General features: G+C 35.6%; 32 protein-coding genes. 28 read left to right on the top strand and 4 right to left on the bottom strand.

Annotation, left to right across the window (positions count from 1 at the left end; genetic code table 11):
• The first annotated feature begins 66 nt into the window (after positions 1–66).
• The 4 genes from MHH37_RS12120 to MHH37_RS12105 all read left to right on the top strand — a co-directional run bounded on the left by MHH37_RS12120 (position 67) and on the right by MHH37_RS12105 (position 1,791).
• Positions 67–384, top strand: a complete 318-nt coding sequence (locus MHH37_RS12120) for a hypothetical protein (RefSeq protein ID WP_342573268.1) — start codon at positions 67–69, stop codon at positions 382–384.
• Between the two features lie 65 nt (positions 385–449).
• The gene (locus tag MHH37_RS12115) at positions 450–860 is read left to right on the top strand and encodes a hypothetical protein (protein ID WP_342573267.1); all 411 of its coding nucleotides are present in this window, start codon (positions 450–452) and stop codon (positions 858–860) included.
• A 133-nt stretch (positions 861–993) separates the two neighbouring features.
• Positions 994–1,137 carry a hypothetical protein gene (locus MHH37_RS12110; RefSeq protein ID WP_342573266.1) on the top strand — a complete coding sequence of 48 codons (144 nt, stop codon included), beginning with the start codon at positions 994–996 and terminating at the stop codon, positions 1,135–1,137.
• A gap of 186 nt (positions 1,138–1,323) precedes the next feature.
• Positions 1,324–1,791, top strand: a complete 468-nt coding sequence (locus MHH37_RS12105; protein ID WP_342573264.1) for a GNAT family N-acetyltransferase — start codon at positions 1,324–1,326, stop codon at positions 1,789–1,791.
• Positions 1,792–1,807: 16 nt separating this feature from the next.
• On the opposite strand, the gene MHH37_RS12100 is transcribed toward MHH37_RS12105, so the two are convergent.
• The 3 genes from MHH37_RS12100 to MHH37_RS12090 all read right to left on the bottom strand — a co-directional run bounded on the left by MHH37_RS12100 (position 1,808) and on the right by MHH37_RS12090 (position 3,832).
• Positions 1,808–2,509 (bottom strand): YetF domain-containing protein, encoded by a 702-nt coding sequence (locus MHH37_RS12100; RefSeq protein ID WP_087616313.1) that lies wholly within the window; start codon positions 2,507–2,509, stop codon positions 1,808–1,810.
• 99 nt (positions 2,510–2,608) lie between these two features.
• Positions 2,609–3,118: a phosphatase PAP2 family protein gene (locus tag MHH37_RS12095; RefSeq protein WP_342573260.1), complete on the bottom strand. Its 510-nt coding sequence runs from the start codon at positions 3,116–3,118 to the stop codon at positions 2,609–2,611.
• 288 nt (positions 3,119–3,406) lie between these two features.
• On the bottom strand, positions 3,407–3,832 hold the full coding sequence (locus MHH37_RS12090) for a hypothetical protein (RefSeq protein WP_342573258.1): 426 nt from the start codon (positions 3,830–3,832) through the stop codon (positions 3,407–3,409).
• A gap of 241 nt (positions 3,833–4,073) precedes the next feature.
• Here MHH37_RS12090 and MHH37_RS12085 point away from each other — a divergent pair, with 241 nt between their 5' ends.
• From MHH37_RS12085 to MHH37_RS11985, 21 genes are all read left to right on the top strand, one after another.
• Positions 4,074–5,690 (top strand): thiamine pyrophosphate-binding protein, encoded by a 1,617-nt coding sequence (locus MHH37_RS12085; protein ID WP_342573256.1) that lies wholly within the window; start codon positions 4,074–4,076, stop codon positions 5,688–5,690.
• 174 nt (positions 5,691–5,864) lie between these two features.
• Positions 5,865–6,758, top strand: a complete 894-nt coding sequence (locus MHH37_RS12080; RefSeq protein ID WP_342573254.1) for an SDR family oxidoreductase — start codon at positions 5,865–5,867, stop codon at positions 6,756–6,758.
• A 271-nt stretch (positions 6,759–7,029) separates the two neighbouring features.
• The gene (locus MHH37_RS12075) at positions 7,030–7,485 is read left to right on the top strand and encodes a LytTR family DNA-binding domain-containing protein (RefSeq protein ID WP_342573252.1); all 456 of its coding nucleotides are present in this window, start codon (positions 7,030–7,032) and stop codon (positions 7,483–7,485) included.
• Positions 7,482–7,886 carry a DUF3021 domain-containing protein gene (locus tag MHH37_RS12070; protein WP_342573251.1) on the top strand — a complete coding sequence of 135 codons (405 nt, stop codon included), beginning with the start codon at positions 7,482–7,484 and terminating at the stop codon, positions 7,884–7,886. Before MHH37_RS12075 ends, MHH37_RS12070 begins: the two co-directional genes overlap by 4 nt.
• A 1-nt stretch (position 7,887) precedes the next feature.
• A complete protein-coding gene (locus MHH37_RS12065) occupies positions 7,888–8,808 on the top strand; it encodes an ATP-binding cassette domain-containing protein (protein WP_342573249.1) in 921 nt (306 codons plus the stop codon).
• A gap of 1 nt (position 8,809) precedes the next feature.
• Positions 8,810–9,676 carry an ABC transporter permease gene (locus MHH37_RS12060; protein ID WP_342573248.1) on the top strand — a complete coding sequence of 289 codons (867 nt, stop codon included), beginning with the start codon at positions 8,810–8,812 and terminating at the stop codon, positions 9,674–9,676.
• A 35-nt stretch (positions 9,677–9,711) separates the two neighbouring features.
• Positions 9,712–10,488 (top strand): hypothetical protein, encoded by a 777-nt coding sequence (locus MHH37_RS12055; protein ID WP_342573246.1) that lies wholly within the window; start codon positions 9,712–9,714, stop codon positions 10,486–10,488.
• 199 nt (positions 10,489–10,687) lie between these two features.
• Positions 10,688–10,891, top strand: coding sequence for a hypothetical protein (locus MHH37_RS12050; RefSeq protein ID WP_342573245.1), 204 nt, complete (start codon positions 10,688–10,690; stop codon positions 10,889–10,891).
• Positions 10,892–11,013: 122 nt separating this feature from the next.
• On the top strand, positions 11,014–11,169 hold the full coding sequence (locus tag MHH37_RS12045) for a hypothetical protein (RefSeq protein ID WP_008404095.1): 156 nt from the start codon (positions 11,014–11,016) through the stop codon (positions 11,167–11,169).
• A gap of 42 nt (positions 11,170–11,211) precedes the next feature.
• Complete coding sequence (locus MHH37_RS12040) at positions 11,212–11,496, top strand: DUF3219 family protein (protein ID WP_342573243.1); 285 nt, start codon at positions 11,212–11,214, stop codon at positions 11,494–11,496.
• Between the two features lie 6 nt (positions 11,497–11,502).
• Positions 11,503–12,531, top strand: coding sequence for an LLM class flavin-dependent oxidoreductase (locus MHH37_RS12035; RefSeq protein ID WP_342573241.1), 1,029 nt, complete (start codon positions 11,503–11,505; stop codon positions 12,529–12,531).
• 245 nt (positions 12,532–12,776) lie between these two features.
• Positions 12,777–13,274 (top strand): sigma-70 family RNA polymerase sigma factor, encoded by a 498-nt coding sequence (locus tag MHH37_RS12030; protein ID WP_008404089.1) that lies wholly within the window; start codon positions 12,777–12,779, stop codon positions 13,272–13,274.
• The gene (locus MHH37_RS12025) at positions 13,271–14,524 is read left to right on the top strand and encodes a DUF4179 domain-containing protein (protein WP_342573240.1); all 1,254 of its coding nucleotides are present in this window, start codon (positions 13,271–13,273) and stop codon (positions 14,522–14,524) included. The genes MHH37_RS12030 and MHH37_RS12025 overlap by 4 nt, the downstream gene beginning before the upstream one ends.
• Positions 14,525–14,710: 186 nt before the next feature.
• On the top strand, positions 14,711–15,259 hold the full coding sequence (locus MHH37_RS12020) for a hypothetical protein (protein WP_342573238.1): 549 nt from the start codon (positions 14,711–14,713) through the stop codon (positions 15,257–15,259).
• Positions 15,260–15,410: 151 nt separating this feature from the next.
• The gene (locus tag MHH37_RS12015; RefSeq protein ID WP_342573237.1) at positions 15,411–15,887 is read left to right on the top strand and encodes a GNAT family N-acetyltransferase; all 477 of its coding nucleotides are present in this window, start codon (positions 15,411–15,413) and stop codon (positions 15,885–15,887) included.
• 86 nt (positions 15,888–15,973) lie between these two features.
• A complete protein-coding gene (locus MHH37_RS12010; protein ID WP_342576250.1) occupies positions 15,974–16,459 on the top strand; it encodes a diadenosine tetraphosphate hydrolase in 486 nt (161 codons plus the stop codon).
• A gap of 52 nt (positions 16,460–16,511) precedes the next feature.
• The gene (locus MHH37_RS12005; protein ID WP_342573235.1) at positions 16,512–18,296 is read left to right on the top strand and encodes a M3 family oligoendopeptidase; all 1,785 of its coding nucleotides are present in this window, start codon (positions 16,512–16,514) and stop codon (positions 18,294–18,296) included.
• A 59-nt stretch (positions 18,297–18,355) separates the two neighbouring features.
• On the top strand, positions 18,356–19,276 hold the full coding sequence (locus tag MHH37_RS12000; protein ID WP_342573234.1) for a phosphotransferase: 921 nt from the start codon (positions 18,356–18,358) through the stop codon (positions 19,274–19,276).
• 217 nt (positions 19,277–19,493) lie between these two features.
• A complete protein-coding gene (locus MHH37_RS11995; protein ID WP_039966431.1) occupies positions 19,494–19,970 on the top strand; it encodes a CarD family transcriptional regulator in 477 nt (158 codons plus the stop codon).
• Between the two features lie 166 nt (positions 19,971–20,136).
• The gene (locus MHH37_RS11990) at positions 20,137–20,667 is read left to right on the top strand and encodes an HAD family hydrolase (protein WP_342573231.1); all 531 of its coding nucleotides are present in this window, start codon (positions 20,137–20,139) and stop codon (positions 20,665–20,667) included.
• A gap of 126 nt (positions 20,668–20,793) precedes the next feature.
• Positions 20,794–21,645, top strand: coding sequence for an alpha/beta hydrolase (locus MHH37_RS11985; RefSeq protein ID WP_342573229.1), 852 nt, complete (start codon positions 20,794–20,796; stop codon positions 21,643–21,645).
• 70 nt (positions 21,646–21,715) lie between these two features.
• On the opposite strand, the gene MHH37_RS11980 is transcribed toward MHH37_RS11985, so the two are convergent.
• Entirely contained in the window at positions 21,716–22,363 is a 648-nt protein-coding gene (locus MHH37_RS11980) for a DUF421 domain-containing protein (RefSeq protein WP_342573227.1), read from the bottom strand.
• A gap of 195 nt (positions 22,364–22,558) precedes the next feature.
• Here MHH37_RS11980 and MHH37_RS11975 point away from each other — a divergent pair, with 195 nt between their 5' ends.
• Genes MHH37_RS11975 through MHH37_RS11965 form a run of 3 tightly spaced genes read left to right on the top strand, consistent with a single transcriptional unit; the run spans position 22,559 to position 24,118 of the window.
• Positions 22,559–23,092 (top strand): helicase, encoded by a 534-nt coding sequence (locus MHH37_RS11975; RefSeq protein WP_342573226.1) that lies wholly within the window; start codon positions 22,559–22,561, stop codon positions 23,090–23,092.
• 59 nt (positions 23,093–23,151) lie between these two features.
• A complete protein-coding gene (locus MHH37_RS11970; RefSeq protein WP_342573224.1) occupies positions 23,152–23,631 on the top strand; it encodes a DinB family protein in 480 nt (159 codons plus the stop codon).
• A 52-nt stretch (positions 23,632–23,683) separates the two neighbouring features.
• On the top strand, positions 23,684–24,118 hold the full coding sequence (locus MHH37_RS11965) for a DMT family transporter (protein WP_342576249.1): 435 nt from the start codon (positions 23,684–23,686) through the stop codon (positions 24,116–24,118).
• Positions 24,119–24,203: the final 85 nt, after the last annotated feature.

Genomic DNA, 24,203 nt, shown 5'->3' with positions numbered 1-24,203 from the left:
GATATTTGCTTAACGTTGTATAAGAAAGTAGAATGAAGCTAATTACAAATTTTGGAGGTTGTTTAATTGCAAAATATTGAACAAAAAGCGCCAAATAGGAAGCATAGTTTAATCAGCTATAGTTCACTTCTAATTGGTATTATTTGTTTCTTTATCGTCTTTGTAACACCGACAAGGTTAGCCCACACTGGAAATATGACAGGAGATTATATCACCTATGTCATGACATTTATAGGGATCTTATTATCACTTGTGGCGCTATCGAAAGAAAAGGAGAAAAAGTTAATTCCCGTTCTCTCTTTAATTCTTTCCTCATCGCTCTTTATTTTTTGGGTATTAGCGCTATTTTTATTGTTTACAGGTCTAATGGATTTTGCTCCATAACTTAATGAAAGGCGCGGTTCTTGAACAAGAATTCGCGTCTATTTTTATAAAAGGGGATCAATCAATTGATAAAACAAATTGCGGTTATTTTGTTGTCCTTGCTATTGATAGCCGGATGTAGTGATAGCAATATTAAAAGGAATACAGAACTTGAAAAAAATCTGCATTCTTCCATTATTATGGTATCGGATAATAGTGAAAGCCATCTTTATTTAAGCACGTTTGTCGAATTTGAATGGGACAAGGCGTTTCTATTTGAACCTTATACGACCCAAGCAGATTTAGAAGAACAATTAGGCGTCAAGTTCACCGACCCAAGCAATATTGGTTCAAGAGATGATATTTACTTACTGGTCTTTGTCAATGAGGGTAAAGCTGTTCAGTATGCAGAAATTGAACGTTTACATACCACATTTTCTTTAGGCGATAAAGAGGTTCTCGAGCCTACAAATGATGTAATTTATATTGAAAGATAATCCCAAAAAATGCATTTAAAATTATCTTGATAAATAGGTTGCTTTCATGAAAGAAAGGGTATATGATTTACTACAGTTTTGGATAAATAAGAAGTGAATCTTCTTCAAAATTATGTAGTAAAGGAGTGTAGTAATGGAGATTGGTGTAAAAGCAAAAAAAGAAATTAAACCTAGGCTTAAAATTAATAATGCGGATTTCTTCTGGTTTTTCTTTTTTGTTGAGCTACCTTTTATTTCTATAGTTTATTCGATCGCTGAATTTCTTTATAAGAATTGAATTCTCGTCATTCACCAAGCATTACTATACAAGGGCTTCAACCGCTAAGTGATTTTGAGATTAAATAAATATGACTAAAAAGAACATTTTTCTGATATAAGGAAAGTGTTCTTTTTTAATTTACTTAATTTGTAATATATGTATAATTATAAGTATAGATTTATATTTATTAGAAGGAGTGTTAATTTGAAAATTGAAATGAATATAGAACCAGCAAAAGCGGTTAAAGTTATCCATCAAGCGTTTAAGCGTTACGAAACAGATCCACAACCGTCCAGTGCTTTAAATGAAACAACAGAATCCATTATTACTGAGGTAAAACAAGGGACAGAAATAATCGGTGTATACGATAACGATGAATTAATAGCACTCGTAAAATGTGTTTTAAAAGATGAGTTTATGTATTTCTCAAGATTGTCTGTATTACCTATACACCAGGGGAAGGGCGTAGCAACTAATTTGGTGAAATATTTAGAAGGCTACGCTATGCAAAATAATATATTTGTTTCAGTATGCAAAGTTCGGAAAAGTGAAAAGAATAATATCTCGCTTTATTCAAAATTAGGATATAAAATCGTAAAGGAAGAAATCATCATTAATAAAAATGGTGATGAAATTCCAACTGTTACAATGCAAAAGAACCTTACAATTTAATAGTTCTACTTGGGTTCTACTTGAGGAAAATTTGCAGTTGATTATTTTGATCAATTGTTGCAATCAATATCGCATTAATTTCTACGTTATAAGATTTTTTTACAGTATTTTTAAGGGTTTCTTCAGTATAGGGTGAATTACGTAACGTTTCATATTTAATCTTACCCTCTTTTATTATCGTAATTGGATAGGAAAAAGGTTGGGATGTAATATTGAGATCTGACTTTGTTACAGGCTGATGGTCTGGAGAAAGAAAAATTGATATCTCCCCATCCGGTTCCCATAGAGCTAAAGCAATCTTATTGATATCTGAAATACTTTGTTTTCTCATTTCTGATAAAATATCATCTATTGTGATTCTTGCTTTTTTTAAATTTATTACATTAATTTGCCCATTTTTAACGAGAGCAATTGGGGGAGGCGCTACAAATTCTCTGAACGGGATAAACTTTCTCATTACATATAAACAACCTAAATAAAGGACGACTAAAACAGACATGGAAATCAATGATCCTTCCAATCCTAACCCTTCATCTGATAGTGGGTGGGCGATGATATTGCCAATGAGTATTGCCATTGTATAATCAAGTAATCGTAGTTGGGAAAACGAACGTAACCCCATTGTTTTAACTACAAAAAATAAGAAAAAGAAGGCGATAATTGCCCTTAATATCCATTGAATTGCCGTTAGAGATTCTTGTCCGTAAAAAAAGTCCACAGTGTCACATCCTTCGAACCTAGTGCTGTGACTATTCTCGCCAAAATTTCTAAAATTATTCGAAGGATGCTTTCCAGTATTCTGCTTTCGCAAACTTATCTAAATATCAGAATGGTTATTTTCTGAGCGTCTAAAATCATTACTTCTTTTATACAACAATAAGCAAAGCATAAACCAGCTATAGCCAAGCGACCAACCAGCTATCACATCTGAAGCAAAGTGACGTGCCTCTGTAATTCGAGAAATTCCAATTAGTAAAGTTAAGACAATAGCTGCGATCCAAACAATCAGTGATGCTTTGTTTAAAGTGTAAAGAAGGTTTAGTACATAAGCGATCGTAAATAAATACAATAAACCATGCACAGCATGTCCTGAAGGAAAACTAAATGTAGAAAATTGATCCGCTATATCCGGACGCGGCCTCTCAATTATTCGTTTTAATAGTTGATATAATCCGTATCCACCACCTACGGAAAAAATAACAAAACCAATCAATCTATAGTCTTTTTTGTAGATCCAAATAATGAGACAAAGAATTATTGCGACAGTAAAAATAAATTTAGTTTCACCTAAATAATGAAACAGTGTAATGAATTTGTTACCGTACAATAATTCAAAAGCGCCCTTGTCAAAAGCTTGAATGTGGGCTGTTTCAAACGTTATCCATAAAAAACAAAATACTACGAAAGTAAAAATGCCTAAAATATATGGCCATTTTTTAATATTAGTTCCTCCTAACTTAAAGAAATTTAGGATAATGCAATGTAAATATAATTTATTATGGCTATATGCAAAGAAAAATACATTGTATAAAAAGAACTCGATTCCGTTTATTCGAAATCGAGTTTTATTTTTGAGTTCACCAATACGAAGCTGTTGCTATTGACGGCGAGTTGACTAATTCTGGTTATACAATTCCTTATATAAAACATATTTTAACGCAGATATTTCATCCTCAGACAGTGTACCTTCCATTTCAGAAACTACTTCATCAATACTGATTGAACCATTTTGAGCCTGTTCCTGGATGGCTAGTAAACGATTAATGCCTACTTTTTTTATTAACAGACGAGTTGCTTCTTCCTTCGTTTGGAAGGGTAGAGAATCGGGAATCGTAGTTGCCGCTTCGTTTACAATTTCCTGAAGCTTCGGATCTTTTGCAATATAGGATTTCACTTCTTCTTTATCTTCATCATTTAAATTAGCTTCTACTTGTTCGACGATTTTTTCGGAAGCGATATTTGTCCCAAAATGCCACACAGCATATCCGGCTGCTCCGAGTAAAACAAGGATTATTACAGTAATCGTTAAAAATTTCTTCATCAAATCACTCCTGACAAATTGAATATAGCACAACCTCTAAAAAACCACGAAGAAAAGATGTTTCCATAAGTTCATTCATTATATATTATCTAATAAAATTTCCCAATGCGATATACCTGTGTTTGAAAAAAGGAAGATTAACTCGAATGATTTAGGGAAAGGTAAAAAATATGAACAAAAAATTTAAATTAGACTTTATAACTGGCAGGTTAGCAAGGTCTATCAAGGAGGTTCATATGTCATGGGAAAAACAGAGCGAACAGTTTCTGAATTAATGCTCGATCAATTGTATATGTTCGGTGTACGACGGATATATGGAGTAGTAGGTGATGCGACATTCGGGCTTATCGATGCACTGGCAAAACAGGATAAAATTAAATACATTGCTGTCAAACATGAGTCGACAGCTGCTTTTATGGCGTCTGCAGAAGCTAAATTGACTGGTGGTCTTGGTGTATGTACTGCAACAATGGGACCAGGTGCAGCAAATCTTATAAATGGACTTGGTGATGCGCATGCAGACAGAGCGCCTGTACTTGCAATTACTGGTCAGGCCGAAAGCAGTAAAATCGGCACGGAATATCCGCAATATATTGACCAGCAGGAGCTTGTGAAGCCTTTTGCTGCATATTCTGCAAATCTGGCACACCCAGATGCGACGATTGAAGTTCTGCAAAAAGCAGCGCGAACATCTCTCGGACAGAGGGTTGTAACCCATGTGTCCATACCAAAGGATATTTTAATGATGCCTGCTAAAGGGGAACCGCGTCGTTTGCCGGATGTAATTGAAGGTACTTCCAGCTTTACGAAAGAAAGTCTGAAACACGCAGCAGACATTATGAGAACAGCGAAGCGACCAATGATTCTGGCTGGATTAGGTGCCACTTCTGTTTCAGCGGATTTGGAAAAACTAGCGGATCTGTGGGGAGCCGGCATTCTAACAAGTTTAGGCGGAAAAGGATTGTTTGATGAATCTTCACCGCTTGTTTTACAAGGGATTGGCGAAGGCGGGAATCCTTATGCTGCTGATGTATTTAAACAGGCAGATGTAGTACTTCTTGCGGGCACGACTTGGTGGCCGGAAGGGTTTGTGCCAACGGATGGACGAATTATTCAGATCGATCGCCAATTTGATAAGTTTGTAAAAGAAATTCCGACAGAACTAGGAATCATGGGTAAAACAGAGGAAGTTATTCCAATTTTAACGGAGAGCCTGCAAGAATTCACCCGCTCTGAGGATTGGGTAGCACATTTACAGCAAGCAAAAGATAAATGGGCAGCGCAAAATGAGGAGGAGGGCAATACTCAAGGTTATCCTGTTCATCCTTCCCGAATTATCCGCGCCATTGACCGAACAGTAGCACCGGATGCGATTCTCGCACTGGATACAGGGGATAATACAGTATGGACGAATCGTAACTTCAAACAAAAAGATCAATCTGTATTATTTTCCGGTTACTGGCGAACAATGGGCTTTGGTCTTCCGGCAGCGATGGCCGCAAAACTTATCAAGCCAGAAAAACAAGTAGTGGCGATTGTAGGGGATGGAGGGCTCCAAATGGTGCTTGCAGATCTATTGACAGCAACCCGTTATGAACTTGATATTACGGTCGTTGTCTTAAATAATGAAAGTTTGCAAATGGAAAGGGACAAGCTGAAAGTTGCCAAGAAGGAAGAAGTAGGAGTTGATTTAACAAACCCAGATTTTGTTAAATTGGCAGAAGCTTGCGGTTGGAAAGGATTACGACCTGCTTCAGATTCCGAGCTTGAGTCCGTGATGGAAGAAGCACTCAATACGAATGGTCCTACTCTGGTGGATATCAGCACAGCGCAAGTATTTTTCCCGGAAACACAATAAAAATGAGCACAATGGATTTAATCGAAGAATAAAATCTGTACCTGTTTAAAGTAAATCATACAGGGTATTTAAAAAATGTAACAATTTTTGTGAAGGAAAATCTGTTAAGCAGTTATAAACTTTTCAGGATTTATCCTTGCAATAATGTACTAACTATATAGGAGATGATTTTTGATGGGAAACCCAAATCTAAACGATCCACGAAAAAAATTTCATACGGAGAAATTCCCGGATCAAGAACAGAATACTCCAGCGCTACAAAATGAAATGAGTCCAAAACCTGATTGTGGAGAAGAATCATATAAAGGGCATAATCGTCTGAAAGGACGTAATGCTTTAATTACCGGTGGCGATTCCGGAATTGGCCGTGCTGCCGCGATTGCTTATGCCCGCGAAGGCTCAAATGTAGCCATTCAGTTCTTCCCAGGTGAAGAAGAAGATGCAAATGAAGTGAAAGTATTAATTGAAGAAGCCGGAACAAAAGCATTGCTGCTGCCATATGACTTGCGTGAAGATGGCGCGGCGACTGAAATGGTGAAAAAAACAGTAGAAGCGTTTGGCGGATTGGACACACTCGTCCTGAATGCAGGGCAGCAAATTGCACAGCCAACACTAAGTGATTTAACAATCAAACAAGTTGAAGATACGTTCAAAGTAAATATTATCAGCATGTTTGAAGCCGTTAAAGCAGCTGAAGAACATTTGGAACCGGGCAGTGCGATTATTACGACGACATCGGTTCAATCGTACAATCCATCCACATTTTTAATGGACTATGCTTCTACAAAAGGTGCGATTAGCAACTTTACAGTAAACCTTTCTTCGTACTTTGCTTCTAAAGGGGTACGTGTGAACGGGGTTGCGCCAGGCCCGATTTGGACACCGCTACAGTTGGATAATGGACAACCGGATGGCAAAATCCCTGAATTTGGCCAAAATGCACCACTTGGTCGTGCAGGACAGCCAGTAGAGCTTGCCCCAGTATATGTCCTTCTAGCATCCGATGAAGGAAGTTACATTACCGGACAGATTTACGGTGTGACAGGCGGCGAACCGATCGACTTGTAAGGGCTTGAAAATAGCTCCCGAACAACATAATATGACACTAATAAAAGCAATCTCCTGATTACTACGGGAGGTTGCTTTTTTATTTTATTTTTATAAATACTTTATTTTAAAATTAAAATTTTATTAACAATAGTTGGAAAATAATACTTATAATAAAATTGCATGATACAATCTAAATTTTACAACTTACATATAGCTTTATACGTGTTAGCGCCAAATATAAAATCCGTACAAAAGAGTTGCTATACTACAAACCATGAAGGAGGGCCTTATGAAAATTCATTTACATATCGAGCATCAGCTTATGGAAGTCGAAGTTCATGTGCATGCACCGGAATACAATGAGCAAGTGGCGCAGCTGATGAAAAAGCTTAACCAATCAACGACTAATGATACGATTGCAGGCTATTCCAATGGTGATATTCATTTGATCAAAATGCAGGATGTGTACAGCATTTACAGCGAACAGGGGAAAGTATTTATCCAAACGGATGAGCAGGAACTGGAAGTGAAACAAAAGCTTTATGAGCTGGAGGAACGTTTTTCATCGCAGTTGCTACGTGTCAATAAGGCGACACTTGTTCATTTTAAAAAAATTGCTTCCATCCAGTCGAAGGTACTTGGCAACCCGCAACTGACGCTCGAAAATGGAGTCACAATTCCAATAAGCCGCAATTATTTCAAAGCGTTAAAAGAGGCATTCGGGTTAGGGGGAAATAGCAAGTGAAAAATTTAATACAAAGCATTTCAATAAGTTTATGTTCATCCTATTTTATCATCATGCTCATTTCATTAAAATCTCCACATGATTACTGGGGGAGTGAAACGATTGTAAATCAGTTTTTCTATGCAGTCATTTTAGGAACTGTCATTGCAGTAGCAAATCAACTGTATAAATTGGACTGGTCAATGTTCGTTGTACTTTTAATTCATTATGCTATTACTGTAACCGCAGTCTTTATCATAGGGTATTATGGCAGCTGGTTTGATCTTGATAATGGTAAATCAGTCTTTTTATTATACGCCCGCGCTTCGGTTATTTATCTCATCGTTTGGCTGTATTATTATACCGAAGAAAAGCGTGCAATTCGAAAAATGAACAGTCAACTTCAACATCGAGGTGAGTAACATGCAAGTATTGATTGATGTCCAACAGTTAACAAAGCGGTACGGAGAAGTTGAAGCCGTAAAAGGGATAAGCTTTTCAGTGCAAAAGGGGGCATTATTCGCATTTCTTGGCAGTAATGGTGCTGGTAAATCCACAACAATTGAAATGTTATGTACGCTTTTAGAGAAAACGAGCGGAACGGTTTCAATCGATGGACATACACTTGGTAATCTGAAAGGCAATGAAGCTATCCGCAGAACGATTGGTATTGTATTTCAGGAAAGTATTTTAGATCATCAATTGACGGTGAAGGAAAATATTCTGCATCGCGGCCGTTTTTATCGTTTACCGAAGTCAATGTTACAGGAAAATTATGATTTTGTGCAGCAGTATTTACAGCTTGCAGACATCGAACATCAAAAATACGGTTCGCTTTCAGGTGGACAGCGTCGCAGAGCAGATATTGCGCGGGCAATTATTCATAAGCCCAAGCTGTTATTTTTAGATGAGCCCACGACGGGACTCGATCCATTCACACGACAATTTGTGTGGGCTACTATTGACCGATTGCGTAAGGAAGTAGGCATGACGATATTTTTGACAACACATTATATGGAAGAGGCAGCAAATGCAGATGATATTGTCATTATGAAAAATGGTGAAATTATTGCACAAGGAACACCGAATGAATTGAAAGCGCTTTATGCAAAGGACTTTTTGCAATTTGTTTTAAAACCTTCTATTGCAATTGAAGATGTAACCGCTATTTTGCCTATGCTACCTGAAAAGCATCAAGATGGGTGGAAGGTGGAAGTGTCGTCAACAATTTCCACGATTCCAATTTTGGCTCAACTCGAACCCTATATTGCATCATTTGAAGTAATAAAAGGTTCGCTCGACCAAGTATTTATCGAAACGAATGAATCGAGGGAGGAGAAATAATATGATGACGAGCTTAATTGTACGCAATAATAAAATTTTCTTCCGTGACAGAATGCTCGTTTTTTTCTCACTGCTGTCTGTCTTGATTTCAATTGGATTATTTATTGTCTTTTTGCAGAAGCTGCAACTCGATGCCATTCGTCAGGTTATTGAAGTGACACCGGCAGTTGAATTAGTTGTAAGTGAATGGATGATTGCTGGTATTTTAACAATGACAGCCATGACATCAACATTAGCTGTATTTGCAATATTCGTTAGTGATCTGGAATCCAAGCGTACAGCGGATTTTCTTGTTACCTCCGCATCCCGGTATTCGATTCAGCTAAGCTATGTTATTAGCTCGGTCATGATCGGGTTTATCATGACCACTATTGCATTCATTGTATCTGAAGTATATTTATTGACGCTTGGTGCAGAATTGCCGAGTGTTTGGAAGCTGATGCAATTTTTCGGAGTGATTATACTTGGTGTGTTGCTGAGCGCAATGATTAATTTAGTGATCGTACTATTGGCGAAATCAGCTAAAGCATTTTCCACTGTAAATTCATTGGTTGGTACACTAATTGGCTTTTTATGCGCAGTATATGTTCCCATGGGGGTACTGCCGAAAGCAATCCAAACGGTCATTCATTTATTTCCTGTCAGTCACGTCGCTGTATTATTACGTCAGCTATTGATGGAAGATTCTTTGAATACGGTGTTTGGAAATGCGAATGAGGCAATGGATTCCTACATGTTAACTTACGGAGTTGTTTACGAAATAGGTAGCAGTGTTTTAGGGACACAATCAAGTGTATTGTATATTTGCATTTCAATTTTTGGTATAGCTATTTTTGCAGCTTTTTTATTCCGATTGCAGCATAAGTAAACTATTTAAATTAAAAAAAGAGGTGAGAAATTCAAATGCAGGCTTCAGAAAATATACTAAAGATTTGGAATCAATTTAAGCACTTTCCCATGGAAACACTTACAAAAGCTTGGTATGCAAAACAAGACCCATTAAAATATCAACGCTCAGTTGAGCTTATGAAAGAACATTATAAACAATATAAGATTACAGGGAACTGTTTTGATTTAGCAATTTGGCTCTTGGATGAATTTAAACGAAATAATATTGAAGCGTATGCAATCGGTCATCATTTATTTACTGAAGACGCTCATATAGCTGTTATAGCAGTAGACGAAAAAAAGTATAAATATTTATGTGACTTAGGGGATCAATGGATTCAGCCTATTTGTGTAGACAAAAATAGTCCATTCTCTCATTTAGAGGAGTGCATAGGATTTTTTCCAGGTGCCAAGATTCAAGTACAACACCAAGGTGATGATGAAATTGAAATTTTATATAAACGGCCAAATGGAAAAATTTCTAAGCAAGTATTTAATTTGAATGCAATTGATGAAATGCAATTATTAGAAGCCGCTGAATTCTCGCAAAGATTGATTAAACCTTATCCACTTCTTGAAAGTAGACAGTATGAAAATGAAATAACTCACTGGGAATTTTATAACTTCAGAAGTTATTCATCTTCAATGAACGGTTTATTAGAAGATGCGAAACAAAGGACAGTAGCTGAGTGGGCAACTATAATACATGAAAAAACAAATTATAACTTTGAGATTCTCTTAGAAGTATTAAGCTACTATATGGAATTACAAAATTTAAAATTAAAATCTTAATCTAAATAAACGTTTAAAATTTCAATATTAAATCATTAGGTGGAGTCATTGAAAAATATTAGTCTGATCTTCCTCTAGTAATTCAGAATTCAAGGAGTACAAGGTTGTAAAAGTGTGCTTTTCTTGAGTAAGAAAAGTGCTTTATTAATTTAAAGGCCATATTATTAATAACATTCAATGAAGTAAGAAAGGGTATCATATGAGAAAAAATCAATTATATTATCTTATTTTCCCTATTACTTATTTTATTTTTGTAACAGCTGGTCAATATTTTGCTAATGGTAATATTAAATGGGAGGAAAATTTATCTCTTACAGTAATTGCTCTTATTGTTCTCTGTTTATCATTAGCAATTATTAATTGGGCGAAAACCCCACATGATTGGAAAAGAAAAGATAGATGATCAATTTGCCTTCAACTCCTTTTAAAGTGGGTGATTCTGATGATGGACTTACTAGTCTATGAAGTGTTGCCAAACGATGATTTGGGAATGTTATACTTTAAATATATTAGGGGGCGAAACAAATGGATTATACTAAAATTTACCATGAGGAACTGATTGCCTTAGTAAAAGAGAAAATTAACTCAGTCGGTGAAGTTAAAGCGGTGAAGTTTGTGAGAGAGCAAACAGGTATGTCGTTAATACAGGCGAAAAAGTTTGTAGATTTCTGTAAAGAATAAATGTAAAAGTCATGCAACAACGATTTAAAAGGAAGTGATTTTTTGGTCAGTAAAATAATTTTAAATGACAGAGTAATTCAATTGAGTAGCTATGAAGAAGAAAAAGTAAATGGGTTTTATAAAGTCTCGGTCATTTTTGATGTGACAAGTAAAGAATATCATGACATTGCGACTTTACTTTACAACGGAACATTTGACGTTAAGATTCCTGAGAAAGAATTAATGTTTAGAGGAACGATTTATAACTACTCCACTTCTGTTACGAATTTGTATGAAGAAAATCAAGTAGGTCAGTATAAATTGACTTTAGTAGAAGAAAAGGACTGAAATTTAATGAGATTAAGCATATTGGATCAATCCCCTATTTCTTCAAATCAAACACCTCAGGATGCACTAAACTGGTCGATGAAATTAGCACAGGCTGGGGAGGCACTAGGATATACAAGATACTGGATTGCCGAACACCATGATTTATCTGGACTGGCATGTCCTGCACCTGAAGTCATGTTAAGCTACATTGGCGCTAATACGAATCGAATTCGTATAGGATCTGGCGCGGTTTTATTGCCTCATTACCGACCATACAAAGTTGCTGAACTCTTTAATACGTTAGCGACATTATTTCCTAATCGTATTGATTTAGGAATCGGACGAGCGCCAGGTGGGTCTGCCGAAGCGATGACTGCTTTGTCTGATAACTTTATCAAAAATGTGGGGAACTTTCCTGCCTTATTGAGAGACTTACTCCATTTTTTATATGATGATTTTCCAACAGATACCGAATATTCAAAGCTATCCGCGTCTCCCATACCTGAAAACCCGCCAGTACCTTGGCTACTTGGCACGGGTAAAAAAAGTGCTTTATTAGCAGCGGAAAATGGATTGCCGTATACTTTCGGTCATTTTATGAGCGATCATGATGGAGCTGCTATCATTAGGGAATATATTGATACTTTTAAACCAAGAAGAGAAGGGCAAACACCACAAGTCATCGTAACTGTTAATGTTATTTGTGGTGAAACAGCAGAAAAAGCCGAAGAAGTTGCAGCAAGCTTTCTCATCTGGTCTCTACAAATGGACAAAGGGGAAGGTCATCAAGGCATTCCTTCTATAAATGAAGCTGAGCAATATAAGCTGACTGAAAAAGAAATAGAAAAGTTAGATAAAGTTAGACAAAGTATGATTATTGGCAATCCTTATGAAGTAAAACAGAAATTATTTGAATTAAAGACAAAATACCAAGCAGATGAAATGATGATTAATACAATCACATACTTACCGGAAGATCGAATCCGCTCCTACGAACTAATTGCAAAAGAAGTGTTTTCAGAAGGAAAGCACTTAAAATTAAAGGGGCTTTAATGGAATAAAAATTTACAACAATCGGGCGCATTCTTGAAAAAGAATTGCGTCTTTATATAGCGCTCCATAGTCATAATCCGCATAAACCATTGTCATCGATCTCCTCTATACCTTCAATAGTGTTTGTTAGTAGTTAACGATAAAATATACCCTATCCATCACATTATAACTTCCAAAAATATTCTTCATTCGACTCGAACGAAATTTAATTTTTTACAGTCTAATAAATAAGGAGGTGGCACAGATTGGAAAACTTACTCGAAAAAGCTACCGCTGGAGACCAACTAGCAATCCTCGAACTGATTGAAAAAGACGAGGAAGTACTTTATCCAATTGCTTATACATACTTAAAAAATGAGCAGGACGCACTCGACGCCATGCAGGAAATGACTTATAAGGCACTGAAAAAAATGCATACTGTTAAACAGCCTGAATTTGCGCGTACTTGGCTCGTCCGAGTACTCATCAACTGCTGTAAAGATATGCTGAATAAACGTATCCAAACCGTGGAAATTGAAGAGACCAGCATTAGCGAAGCACCGATTTATTCCGATATCAGTCGTCTTCTTAACTTACTTACCCTCACAGAACAACAGCTCGTTTACGCAAAATATTTTCAACAGCTGAAAAACAATGAAATTGCCGAACTGCAAAATATCCCGGAAGGCACCGTCAAATCAAGGTTGCACGCCATTTTAAAAAAATTGCGTAAAGCCGCTGGACATAAGGAGGATTGGTTATGATTGATATTCCAAAAGATAAGCTACGCCAAGGTCGAAATGATGCATTTACAAAAGTAAAAAAACAACGCCGCCGTAAGAAGCAATGGCAGGCAATCACTGCAGTGGCTATCATCTTTCTAAGTTTTTTATTAACTGTCCGGGTCTCGCCGACTATTGCTAACTATGCCGCTAAAATTCCTGGCCTTAGCGTTATTGTTGAACTCGTACAGGAAAATGAGGGGATAAAAGATGCCATAGCCAATGAATACTACGAGGAACTTGGCATTCTTGTGCAAGACAAGGATGTTACAATAACAGTGCAAGGGGCGATCATTGATGAATACGGTGTTATGCTCATGTATGATTTCGATTATCCGAAAGAAAAAAAAGATCATCATAACTATTCCGTGAATATATACCAAGGGGATCAACTGCTTGAAAATAGTTTATCTTACGGTACGTTGGACGGCCTAAACGAGCCGGTTGCACACAGTAATCATATACTTGAAATGACGCTTGACCAACCGCTCGATACGACAAACCCTAATTTCCGGGTTGAATTTGAAATGCGAGATGGTGACAAACAAACGATTTCGATTCCATTCACACTTGAAAATCCGATTGCTAAAGCTAAAATAGTAGAACCGAATGCGAGTATTACAGCACAAGGTCAACGTCTATCAATCAATAAAATCATTCGGACACCGCTACGCATTCATATTGAAGTAAAGCCAGATCCATCGAATAGGATGCAAATCGTCGCTCTCGATGACATCTCACTTGAGCTTAAAAACGGTAGTAAACGTGAACTTATTCGCAACGGTTTAGTTGGTAGTGGTTCGTTCCGCGAAGGTCGGTACACGTTATACTTACAAAGCAATTACTTCTACGATTCGGATGAACTCATCGTCCGCATCGGCGAAATACAAGCTGTTCCAAAAGGCGAAGATTATATCGAAGTTGACTTCACAACAAAGGAAGTACTTTACAAACCAGACTTCATTGACTGGGATATTAAAGTTGTCGGCAACAATGTATACTTAAACGCACCAGTCAAAGACGACCACGGCCGCCAGCACTTGTTTCCTGCTGAAAAAGAGGATGGTAAGTCGCTTGAATCTGAAGGAAGCAGTTTCTCTACGTCTGCCTACGAAGGCTTTAATTATAGAGAGTACTACGAGCCATACAATGGCAGAGCAAAACTATGGATCAATTACATTGATAACCCGATAGCAACGGACGTTGAGCTTAAGATAAATTTGACTGAATAACGACTCAGTTTATTTAGTTAAAAGAAGCATCGATTTCCTCATGAAACGATGCTGCTTTTACTGCCCAGTTTTATGGAAATTTCTAAGGAACTTTATTCCATTGATGGCGTTAACTATCTTAAAATGGTGGTTTATATTGAGTTGTAATAATATTCAAGCAAAAGAATCACGATTAGGAGGGTAGCTATGTCCTTAATTTTATTCTTATTTATTGGTCTTACGGGCATATTCTTTGTCACAGTCCTTAAAAGGCCATTAATAAACATACTTGGAGAAGACAATTTTCTAATATTTAAGTTGAACAATGCTGGATGGTTTCAAAATTATTGGTTAGCTGGAATATTGCTATTTATTACGAATGCCATCCTATTTTTTTCAACAGCTCTTCTTATTTATCTGTTGAGTTATTTCTTAATTCCGTATGTACATTTACTTGTGATGATACTTGCTGTAATCGGAAGTATCTTTTTATGGATAATAATTAATAAAACTTGGCAAGGTACGAGAAAAAATCGGTTGAAGATGGCAACAGCTGGGAGCAGTTTTTATATGATTTTGTCCCTTATATTGATTTATATGTTAGTCACACTAGAGCCTGCCTATCCAGGCGATGATCCTTTTATGAGAGCAATCGGATTATTTATGGGAATTGTTGTAACAACTGTTGCGTTTATTTCGTGTTTTATCTTTACAGGATTTTCAAATAATAAGGAAGTGAATGAGGCGCGATTCTGAACTAGGATCAGCGCTGTTTTTTATATAGAGAACTATAGTTAAGATCTAGGTGATATTTACATGACCAAAATAAACAGGTGTAACGGGTTAATTTAGATATGGATAAATATGTTAATATGAATTAAGGTTTTATAAAGGAGGTTTATATGTTATGGAAGTCTCACTATGTAAAGCAACTTTAGATGACGCGGCCAAGCTTCATGAGATACAAGTGAAAGCATTTATGCCTTTACTTGAGAAATATCAGGACTACGATACGAACCCAGCTAATGAATCTTTAGAAAGAGTTATTACTCGATTCAAGCAACCATTTACAGATTATTATTTAATTAGAAATCTAGAAGATACTATTGGGGGCATTAGAATTGTAAAAATGAGTAATAAATCTTATCGTGTCAGCCCTATATTTATTTTGCCAGAGCAACAAGGGAATGGAATTGCTCAAAAAGTCTTTGAAATAATAGAGAATATATATCAAGACGCAAGATTATGGGAATTGGACACCATTATGCAAGAAGAAGGGCTTTGTCACCTCTATGAAAAGTTAGGTTATAAAAGGACGGGTAAATCCAAAATAATAAACGAAAAGATAACAATAATTTTTTATGAAAAATCTCAAATCATTTAAGTTAAAGCTTGGGAACGAAAAATACATGTAAACTCTATGTAAATAAATAATAGGAGTTTTTTAGGAAACGTAAAGGGGGTTATTGTATTAAGAAAATAACATTATCAAATGGAAAAAATGTTGTAGTTGAATGTTTAAGCTGTGCATTAACAACTGGTTTGATAGAACCTGATGGCGGAGTTGTATATGAAACGAAATATTTTCACGCCCATCAAGATGTAGCTTATCCAATCAAAGGGTTAATCATATTAGCTTCTAAAAGGCATATCAAGTCTTTTGATGAATTAACTGAAGAAGAAAAATTAGATTATATTCAGACTTTAACCAGAATAAGACAGGCCCAAAGAGAAGTATTAAATATCGAGAACGTATATTACTTTTATAATGAAGATACTACTCACCATTTCCATACTTGGATGGTTCCAAGATATGAGTGGATGTATGAGTTTGGCCGCTCAGTCGAGTCCGTTAGACCGACGCTACTTCACGCCCGCAACCATATGAATGATTCTAAAAATAAAGAAGAAGTAATGACAGCAATTGACTTATTAAAAAATGAATTAAATAAATGATCTAGTGTAAATTATGCCGAAAGCAATTGTTCTCAGTAGGGGGAAGGTTAAAATGCCGTATGAAATGAATTGGGATTTAGATAGCATTTTTCTAGGTGGAAGCAAGTCAAATCAATTCATAAATCACTTAAATGAATTGGAAGAGTATATACATACTATAAAAAGATCGGTTGCCTCTTTTATTGCACTGCCCTCAATAGGTGATGCGGCTAATGTAGCAGAATTAATGAACAAAATTGGAGAAACCCGCATCCATTTATCTCAAGCCAATTCTTTTGTCACTTGTCTCCTTTCTCAAGATTCTAAAGATCAAGATGCTGTAATTTTACGTGGTAAAATATATAAATTTGAATCTGATTTTAAAAATGAATTATCTAAAGTACAGGTTGTCTTAACAAATATTAAACAGGAGATATGGGGAAGGTTAATAGAAGCTAAAGAATTAGCAGATTATAAATTTATTTTAACTGAATGGCGTGAAAATAAGAATACTCCTTTATCAGATGATGAACAAGCGTTAATAGCTGATTTAATGGTTGATGGTTTTCATTCTTGGGGTCATTTTTATAATGCACTTATAGGTAGTATGAAAGTAAATATTGAAATTGATGGAAATAAAAAACAGCTTTCGATAGGGCAAGCAATCAACTTAAGATCTCACCCTGATGAGAAGGTTCGATATAAAGCTCATCAAGCATTGGAAGAAATATACGAAGAAAAAGTAGAGATATTCGCCAAAATAATAAATCATATTACGGGCTTTCGATTACAAATTTATCAACATTCAAGAATTGAAAATGTATTAGAAATCCCTTTAAAGGAAAACAGAATTACGGAAAAAACAATGAATGCAATGTGGTTGGTCGTTAAGCAATATAAAAAACCCTTCTCGAATTATTTAAAAAGAAAAGCTGAATTAATGGGGAATCCTAGCATGAAAGCCTATAATTTTTGGGCTCCCATTACGAATAAAAGTCCTGAAATTCAATATGATGAAGCAGCTACTCTCATAACAAACCATTTTAGTCAGTTCGGAAGCGAATTAGAAGCGTTTGCTAAGCATGCTTTTAATGAGGGCTGGATTGAAGCGGAGGACCGTGACAATAAATCGGCTTTCCCGTTTTGTGCTAGTTTTCCGCTGACCGGTGAATCAAGAATTTTTATGACTTTTGGCGGGACGTTTTTAAATGTGTTAACCCTTGTGCACGAATTAGGTCATGCTTTCCACAATTACGCGATGAAATCAGCGGATGGGTTAAATAAACAGTATCCGATGAGTATTGCCGAAACCGCTTCAACATTTGCAGAAATGATAATATTTGATGCAGCAATGGAAAAAGCGCAGTCAAAAGAAGAGAAATTGCTTTTATTGGATGAGAAATTGAAACGAAGTGTTATGAACTTTATGAATATCCATTCCAGATTTTTATTTGAAGAGAGATTTTATGAAGAGCGTAAAAAAGGGCTTGTTTCATCCAAGCGTTTAAACCAATTAATGAATGAGACCATACAAGAAGCTTATAATGGTTCCATTGACGAGCCGTCTACGTATTCTTGGGTTTGGACACCCCATTATTACATTACACATTCACCTTTTTATAATTTTCCTTATACTTTTGGATATTTATTTGCATTAGGAATTTTTGCAAAGGCCAAGGAGAAAGGAAAAGAATTTGAGAAGGATTACTTAAATTTACTTAGAGACTCAGGCAGTATGACGGTAGAAGATTTAGTGATGAAACATTTAGGGGAAGACATCACATCTAAGGATTTCTGGGAAAAGGGGATGGAAATCTGTATAAAAGATGCAGAAGAATTTATAACCCTCACTTCTTAAGATAAGGTACATAGAAGCTATAGTACAAAACAATTCAGCAAATAAAGGTGGTTACAATAATGAATGGAACCGAAATCTTAAATATATTTGGATTTGATGTAGAAGAAGAGCCTAAAAGCATTTATCCATATTCACCCGTATACCGAGTGAAATATGGTGATCAGGATGTTGTTGTAAAACGTACGCAAAGCAGAGCAGAAAGTGTTATGTCTTATATCAACATGCTAAAAGATAAGGGGATAAATGTTGTAACACCAGTTAAATTAAAAGTTGAAAACCCACAAAAAATTGAAGATACAAATTTTGTAGTTTATCCATTTATAGAAGGTCAAAAATATTCAGGTAAAGACAATGAAATTTATGAAGCAGGTAAAATGTTAGGACAGATCCACAGCTATTCACCTGTTTCAAATAGTTATAACCTCCTTGACTACGATGTCTATGATTTTAATGAGGAAGAAGTAGAAGAGAGTATGGAGGCAATTATCCAACATGCTAACAAAGCTGGAATAGAAATTGATGTGGCATTAAGAACAAAGTTGCTGGAAAGTGTAGCGAATCAACAGATACTTTACAGTGCAAATTTACCGCATATTGCAACGCCACATGATTTTAAAGCAAATAATTTAATATTAATCCCCGAGCCATTTCTAATTGATCCAGATAATGCTGCTTGGATACCGAAATTATTTGATCTAGCACTCGCGTTACTACTTTTTCATAATGAACATGAAGAAGCCCCGGACCGGGTTTTCACAATAGATGAATGGGATTTATTTTTAGCTGGATACAAAGAATATATCGACATTACCGATGAAGAAAAAAGATATTGGGAAATGGCGAAACAGCATGTCTTTCTGGATGAAGTAATGTGGTTAATGGCTGAGTATGAAGAGGACTGGCAAAAATCTTCTCAACAAAATTTATTTAAAAGCTTGATTCAAATTGTACTAGATAGTGCTGACTATAAACTAGTATAAATCGTTTGAAGCTGACTATTTAATAACACATTTATTCAATGTTACATAGGCAAACTAACCTCCACTTTATTTAATCCGACACGATTCTTATTGTTTATGCTTTTTAAATATCAAATAAAAAATAATTGACACCTTAATAATTTTTATGATATTATTAAAAATTTGTTAAAAATCCATAAACATGTTAAGGTTAAGAAGGTTACCTTAAGGTTGCCATATGGAGGTGGATTATTTGTTTCAAATTGGTGAAAATATTATTTATCCAATGCACGGAGCAGGTATAATTAAAGCCGTAGAAGAAAAGGAAATATTAGGTGAAAAACAACAGTGTTATATTATAAAAATGTCAGTCGGTAATATGCAAATTACAATCCCTATGGATAAAATATTGAGTTCAAGTATACGTCCAGTGACTGATATAATTGAATTAAAACACATCCTTCATATTTTTCAGCATGGAGAATCAGATGAAATATTGCCGTGGAGACAAAGGTATAAAGTGAACACGGACAAAGTAAAAACGGGTAAAATACTGGAATGTGCTGAAGTTGTACGTGATTTGATGCGTATGAAAGAAGAAAAAGCACTTAATACAAGTGAAAAAGAAATGTTAAATAACACGCATCAATTTTTGATTAGTGAACTGGGATTAATTAAAGGGATTACTGAAAACCAAATTAAAAGTTTCTGCTAAAGTTAATGTAAGTCTTCCAAATAGGGTGCGATTCTTAAGAAGAGTTGTGCCTTTTTCAGTTGATGGATTTCGTTAAGAGAATTATTGAATACTCGAATTAAGACTGCTTAAAGCCGATAATTTTTAACATACTAAAAGTAAGATTAAAATTAAAGGTGTGGTTGGATTGAAAAGAGCGGTATTTTTAGATCGAGATGGCGTAATAAATGAAGTGCTAACTAAGCGAGTGAAATTTGTAAACAATCCGAAACAATTTTATTTTTTACCTGGTGCAGAAGAAGCCATTAAAAGTTTAAATGATCATTTTTATTATGTATTTGTTGTGACGAATCAAGGTGGAATTGGATTAGGTTATATGAAGGAAAAGCAGTTGCAGAAAGTTCATGACCACATGGTAGCTGAACTGAAGAAAAAGGGAGCAACGATTCATGAAGTTGCCTATTGTCCGCATAAACCAAAGGCTGGGTGTGAATGCAGAAAACCAAATAGCAAAATGATTTTGGATTTAGGTGAAAAATACAAAATAGATCTGGAAAAATCCTATATGGTCGGTGATACAGATACAGATATTCAGGCAGGTAAAAAAGCAGGTACTAAAACAGTTTTTATAGGTGAGCAGGATCCATTGGCAGATGCAGTTTTTCCAAATTTAAAAGAAGCAGCCCATTGGATTATTCGTGATATAAATAATGATTAGAAATAACCACAGTGGAAATTATCCATTGTGGTTTTATTTTGGGGAAATTTTACTCTTTATCAATTTCAGAAGAGTATAATAGTGTTTGTTAGAATATTACATTTTTCTGAAAAGGATGTGTCTAAGATGTGGGAACAAAAATTTATTGAAACACCAAGAGGAACTTTCGAATATTTTGTAAAGGGAAGCGGTAAGCCACTTGCTATTACGCATTTTTATATGGCATTTAATGAAAAAGGGAATTGGTTTGCTAACCCATTCACAGAACATTATCAAGTCTATCTAATTAATGTCCGTGGGGCGGGTAATTCACCTGCCATCGAAATGGATGACCAAATGAATTTAGAAGAAATCATATTAGACTTAGAAGCAATTCGAGAAGCATTACATATTCCGAAATGGGCTTTTGCAGGCCATTCAACAGGTGGAATGCTTGCATTGCAATATGCTGTATTAAAACAACAATCACTTACAAAATGTATTTGCGGTTGCAGCGCAGCAAGTAAAGCATACGCAACTCATCCAAATAGTATTTACTGTGCTGATAATAAAAATTTTAATAGAATTATTGAAATCATGGAAAGTCTAAATAATACAGACACGCCGCAAGAGAAACGAAAAGATTTAGGTTTTGAATGGTCAATGATGTCATTTACTAGTGAAGAAAAATTAAAATATGCCCTGACAATACCAAATAGTGGACGGACTGTTGGTCGTGCACTGGATTACTTTAGAAAAGTAGCAGTAAAGTCATTCGATTTACGAAAAGAGCTACCGACAATTCAAATAGATACATATGTGTTTGGCGGAAAGTATGACGCGCAGTGTCCAATTGAATTTAGTATTGAAATTGCTGACCTCATCCCTACTTCTGAATTAATAATATTTGACCATTCTAATCACAACCCATTTGTTGAAGAAGAAAACGCATTTTTGGATTTTGTTAAAGAGAGTACTAAGCCGCTTAAATTGGTCTAAATTAGATTGTAAACAGGCTCGGTTTCACTGATCGAAACCGAGCTAATAATTATTACTTACTTTTAAATAATTAATCATAAGTCTGAACGTAAAGTCCATTTTCCTTAGACCATTCTGCATAATATATTTTTTTAATATCCTCATAACCTTCCTCTTTTAACTGATGAATGATCCATTGCTTATCTTTTCCAATTTGTGCAAGAATCCTTTCCTCAATTTGCCCCTCGTCGATAAGCAAGTGGGTTAGTACGCCACCGGTATCTTCATCGGATGAATTCTTTTTCAATATACTAATTTGCCCACCCGGTTCAAGAAGGACATATTTTACTTCACTAATAGAAAAAACCCCTTGCATCCGCAGTAAGGAACGTAGCTGTTCAGATTCTATTTTATTTTTCTTTAACTCGTTAATATCCAGCAGCCCATTATTTACAAGAAAAGACGGTTCTCCTTTAATAATGGGACGAAGCCTTTCAAAGTTCCTGACAAGAAAATCAGTTAAAAGATACAGCGCAGTCCATAATCCAATCGTATAGAGGACATCCCAAACTCGTACTTTTTCATCGTATACACCCTCTTCAAGCGTTCCTCCAAGAATAACGATAAATACAAAGTCGAATGGGGTAACTTTCGCGAGTTCCTTTTTTCCGATAAAGCGGATAACAACCATAAGCGCTATAAAACCTGCAATGATTTTAATAGTAATTGCTGTAATCATCTATATACACTCTCCTATCATCCTTTGAATACCCTGTAGCCTATCAATTTAAGCTGGTCATAATTCACTAGCGTTTCCTGTTTTAAAAGGGATGAAGGAGTATTAATGAGTTTAATAGAAATCATTAGTACAGGTTCAGTAGCTCCAGTCTGTAGCAAAAGACATTATTCGAACCGTATGTTAGGAGGGGAACAAATGCGAATATATCCGGATTGTTCTGTAATTAAAAAAACGATAGAGGTAGGCGGGCTATCCAAAGCAGAACTTATTCAAAGGCTGCAACAGTCTTCGATTTCATTGAACCAATATGGAGAGAAGTTATTATATGATGATCGGTTTACCACTTCAGAAATAAAGTATAGCTTGGAAATAGTTGAACTATTAGTTAGAGATCTGGGCTTTCCGAATGGCGCAACATTACCTGAAATCTATAAACAGGCGAACGAACTTCGCTTACAGTTATGCCCACCTGAACTAGGGCCTTACTTAAGACTGGAATATGTAGATCAAGTTGAGGAAAATTCAGGAATTCCTTCACAGAAAAATGAGGCACCTTCTGGATCTATCACCATCGCATCAGAAATAATCAGTGATGAGGATAGTTTTCCAAAAGGATTTTATGTTAGAAAAGTTGATGGCGTATTATGGCTGCGCGGATATGTTGCTGACAACTTGCATGTGTGGAATCCCGATAGCCGGTTTATCTTTAAAACAGACAATGATTATTAAATCGCAGTAGTAGGGATTTTGTGTGTTCAGTACCAAATAAAAACATCGAGGTGGTTCATTTGCTGAAGGAGAAATCGGAAATATTAGCACATCATCAAAACTTTATAACTTTTATTCATAGTTTGAAATCTTTTGATGAAAATCTATTAAGAAAACCGATTGAGGATGGAAAGTGGTCTGTTATAGAAATAGTAGGACACTTTTGCCCTTGGGATGAATTTGTTTTACAACACAGAATTCCATATTTATTAAAAGGCAATCGCTTACCGAAAGGCCCAAGTGTCGATGATTTAAACACGCATTCTTCTTTACTTGCAAGAAACGAAGCGGTTGAAAATACATTGGAAAAATGCATCGGTATTCGTGAAGACTTATTAAGTCAGTTAGATCAAATATCTGATCTTAACTGGATGTCTGAATTACAGATTAATGATACTAATATAGCCTTTTATGAATATTTGAAAGGTTTAATGGAACACGATCTTCATCATATAGATCAAATAAAATCTACTATTAAAACAGGTGATTATACTAGTTAATTAAATTATTGTTGCAGGTTTCATGGTATTCACATTGGAGGAAATATTGATGATGAAATTGATAATTGCTTTTTTAGCGTTGATTGGCGGTTCGGCAGTTGCGATACAAAGTCAAATCAATGCCTTATTTAGTAAGAAAGTGGGCGTATTAGAAAGCGCAACCGTTTCCTTCATGGTAGGCGCGCTTGCGTTGTTCGTTTTGGCTTTCTTTTTCGGAAAGGGAAATTTTTTAAATGTATTTACAGTTCCAAAATGGCAGTTAATCGGAGGGCTATTAGGTGCATTCTTTATTGTCATTAATATTTTTTCTGTAAATTTAATCGGAGTGGCTGCAACCTTTATGGCAGTTATTATTGGTCAGATTTTAGTAGGTGCAATTATTGATCATTTCGGACTTTTTGGTGGGGTTGTTTATCCAATCAATATGACGAAACTCATTGCCCTTGCTTTAATGTTTGTAGGGATATATTTGTTTAATAAAGCTTAAAAGAAATAAAATGGAAATAAATTAATTTTATGTGTAATATATGAAACTTAATTGGTTTCCCTTTGTAGGTTTATTTATGGAGGGA

The sequence above is a fragment of the Solibacillus sp. FSL K6-1781 genome, assembly GCF_038630735.1.
Taxonomy (GTDB): domain Bacteria; phylum Bacillota; class Bacilli; order Bacillales_A; family Planococcaceae; genus Solibacillus; species Solibacillus silvestris.
The sequence above is the reverse complement of the archived record's forward strand: the minus strand, read 5'-3'. Positions and strand labels throughout refer to the sequence as shown.

Bases quoted from the DNA above. Each gene is read 5' to 3' on its own strand.
- MHH37_RS11995 (WP_039966431.1), top strand. From the start codon at position 19,494: ATGGAGGTGGATTATTTGTTTCAAATTGGTGAAAATATTATTTATCCA.
- MHH37_RS12080 (WP_342573254.1), top strand. From the start codon at position 5,865: ATGGGAAACCCAAATCTAAACGATCCACGAAAAAAATTTCATACGGAG.
- MHH37_RS12110 (WP_342573266.1), top strand. From the start codon at position 994: ATGGAGATTGGTGTAAAAGCAAAAAAAGAAATTAAACCTAGGCTTAAA.
- MHH37_RS12015 (WP_342573237.1), top strand. From the start codon at position 15,411: ATGGAAGTCTCACTATGTAAAGCAACTTTAGATGACGCGGCCAAGCTT.
- MHH37_RS12045 (WP_008404095.1), top strand. From the start codon at position 11,014: ATGGATTATACTAAAATTTACCATGAGGAACTGATTGCCTTAGTAAAA.
- MHH37_RS12035 (WP_342573241.1), top strand. From the start codon at position 11,503: ATGAGATTAAGCATATTGGATCAATCCCCTATTTCTTCAAATCAAACA.
- MHH37_RS12055 (WP_342573246.1), top strand. From the start codon at position 9,712: ATGCAGGCTTCAGAAAATATACTAAAGATTTGGAATCAATTTAAGCAC.
- MHH37_RS12025 (WP_342573240.1), top strand. From the start codon at position 13,271: ATGATTGATATTCCAAAAGATAAGCTACGCCAAGGTCGAAATGATGCA.
- MHH37_RS12060 (WP_342573248.1), top strand. From the start codon at position 8,810: ATGATGACGAGCTTAATTGTACGCAATAATAAAATTTTCTTCCGTGAC.
- MHH37_RS12000 (WP_342573234.1), top strand. From the start codon at position 18,356: ATGAATGGAACCGAAATCTTAAATATATTTGGATTTGATGTAGAAGAA.
- MHH37_RS12085 (WP_342573256.1), top strand. From the start codon at position 4,074: ATGGGAAAAACAGAGCGAACAGTTTCTGAATTAATGCTCGATCAATTG.
- MHH37_RS12075 (WP_342573252.1), top strand. From the start codon at position 7,030: ATGAAAATTCATTTACATATCGAGCATCAGCTTATGGAAGTCGAAGTT.
- MHH37_RS12065 (WP_342573249.1), top strand. From the start codon at position 7,888: ATGCAAGTATTGATTGATGTCCAACAGTTAACAAAGCGGTACGGAGAA.
- MHH37_RS12020 (WP_342573238.1), top strand. From the start codon at position 14,711: ATGTCCTTAATTTTATTCTTATTTATTGGTCTTACGGGCATATTCTTT.
- MHH37_RS11985 (WP_342573229.1), top strand. From the start codon at position 20,794: ATGTGGGAACAAAAATTTATTGAAACACCAAGAGGAACTTTCGAATAT.
- MHH37_RS11965 (WP_342576249.1), top strand. From the start codon at position 23,684: ATGAAATTGATAATTGCTTTTTTAGCGTTGATTGGCGGTTCGGCAGTT.
- MHH37_RS12050 (WP_342573245.1), top strand. From the start codon at position 10,688: ATGAGAAAAAATCAATTATATTATCTTATTTTCCCTATTACTTATTTT.
- MHH37_RS12005 (WP_342573235.1), top strand. From the start codon at position 16,512: ATGCCGTATGAAATGAATTGGGATTTAGATAGCATTTTTCTAGGTGGA.
- MHH37_RS12090 (WP_342573258.1), bottom strand. From the start codon at position 3,832: ATGAAGAAATTTTTAACGATTACTGTAATAATCCTTGTTTTACTCGGA.
- MHH37_RS11980 (WP_342573227.1), bottom strand. From the start codon at position 22,363: ATGATTACAGCAATTACTATTAAAATCATTGCAGGTTTTATAGCGCTT.
- MHH37_RS11975 (WP_342573226.1), top strand. From the start codon at position 22,559: ATGCGAATATATCCGGATTGTTCTGTAATTAAAAAAACGATAGAGGTA.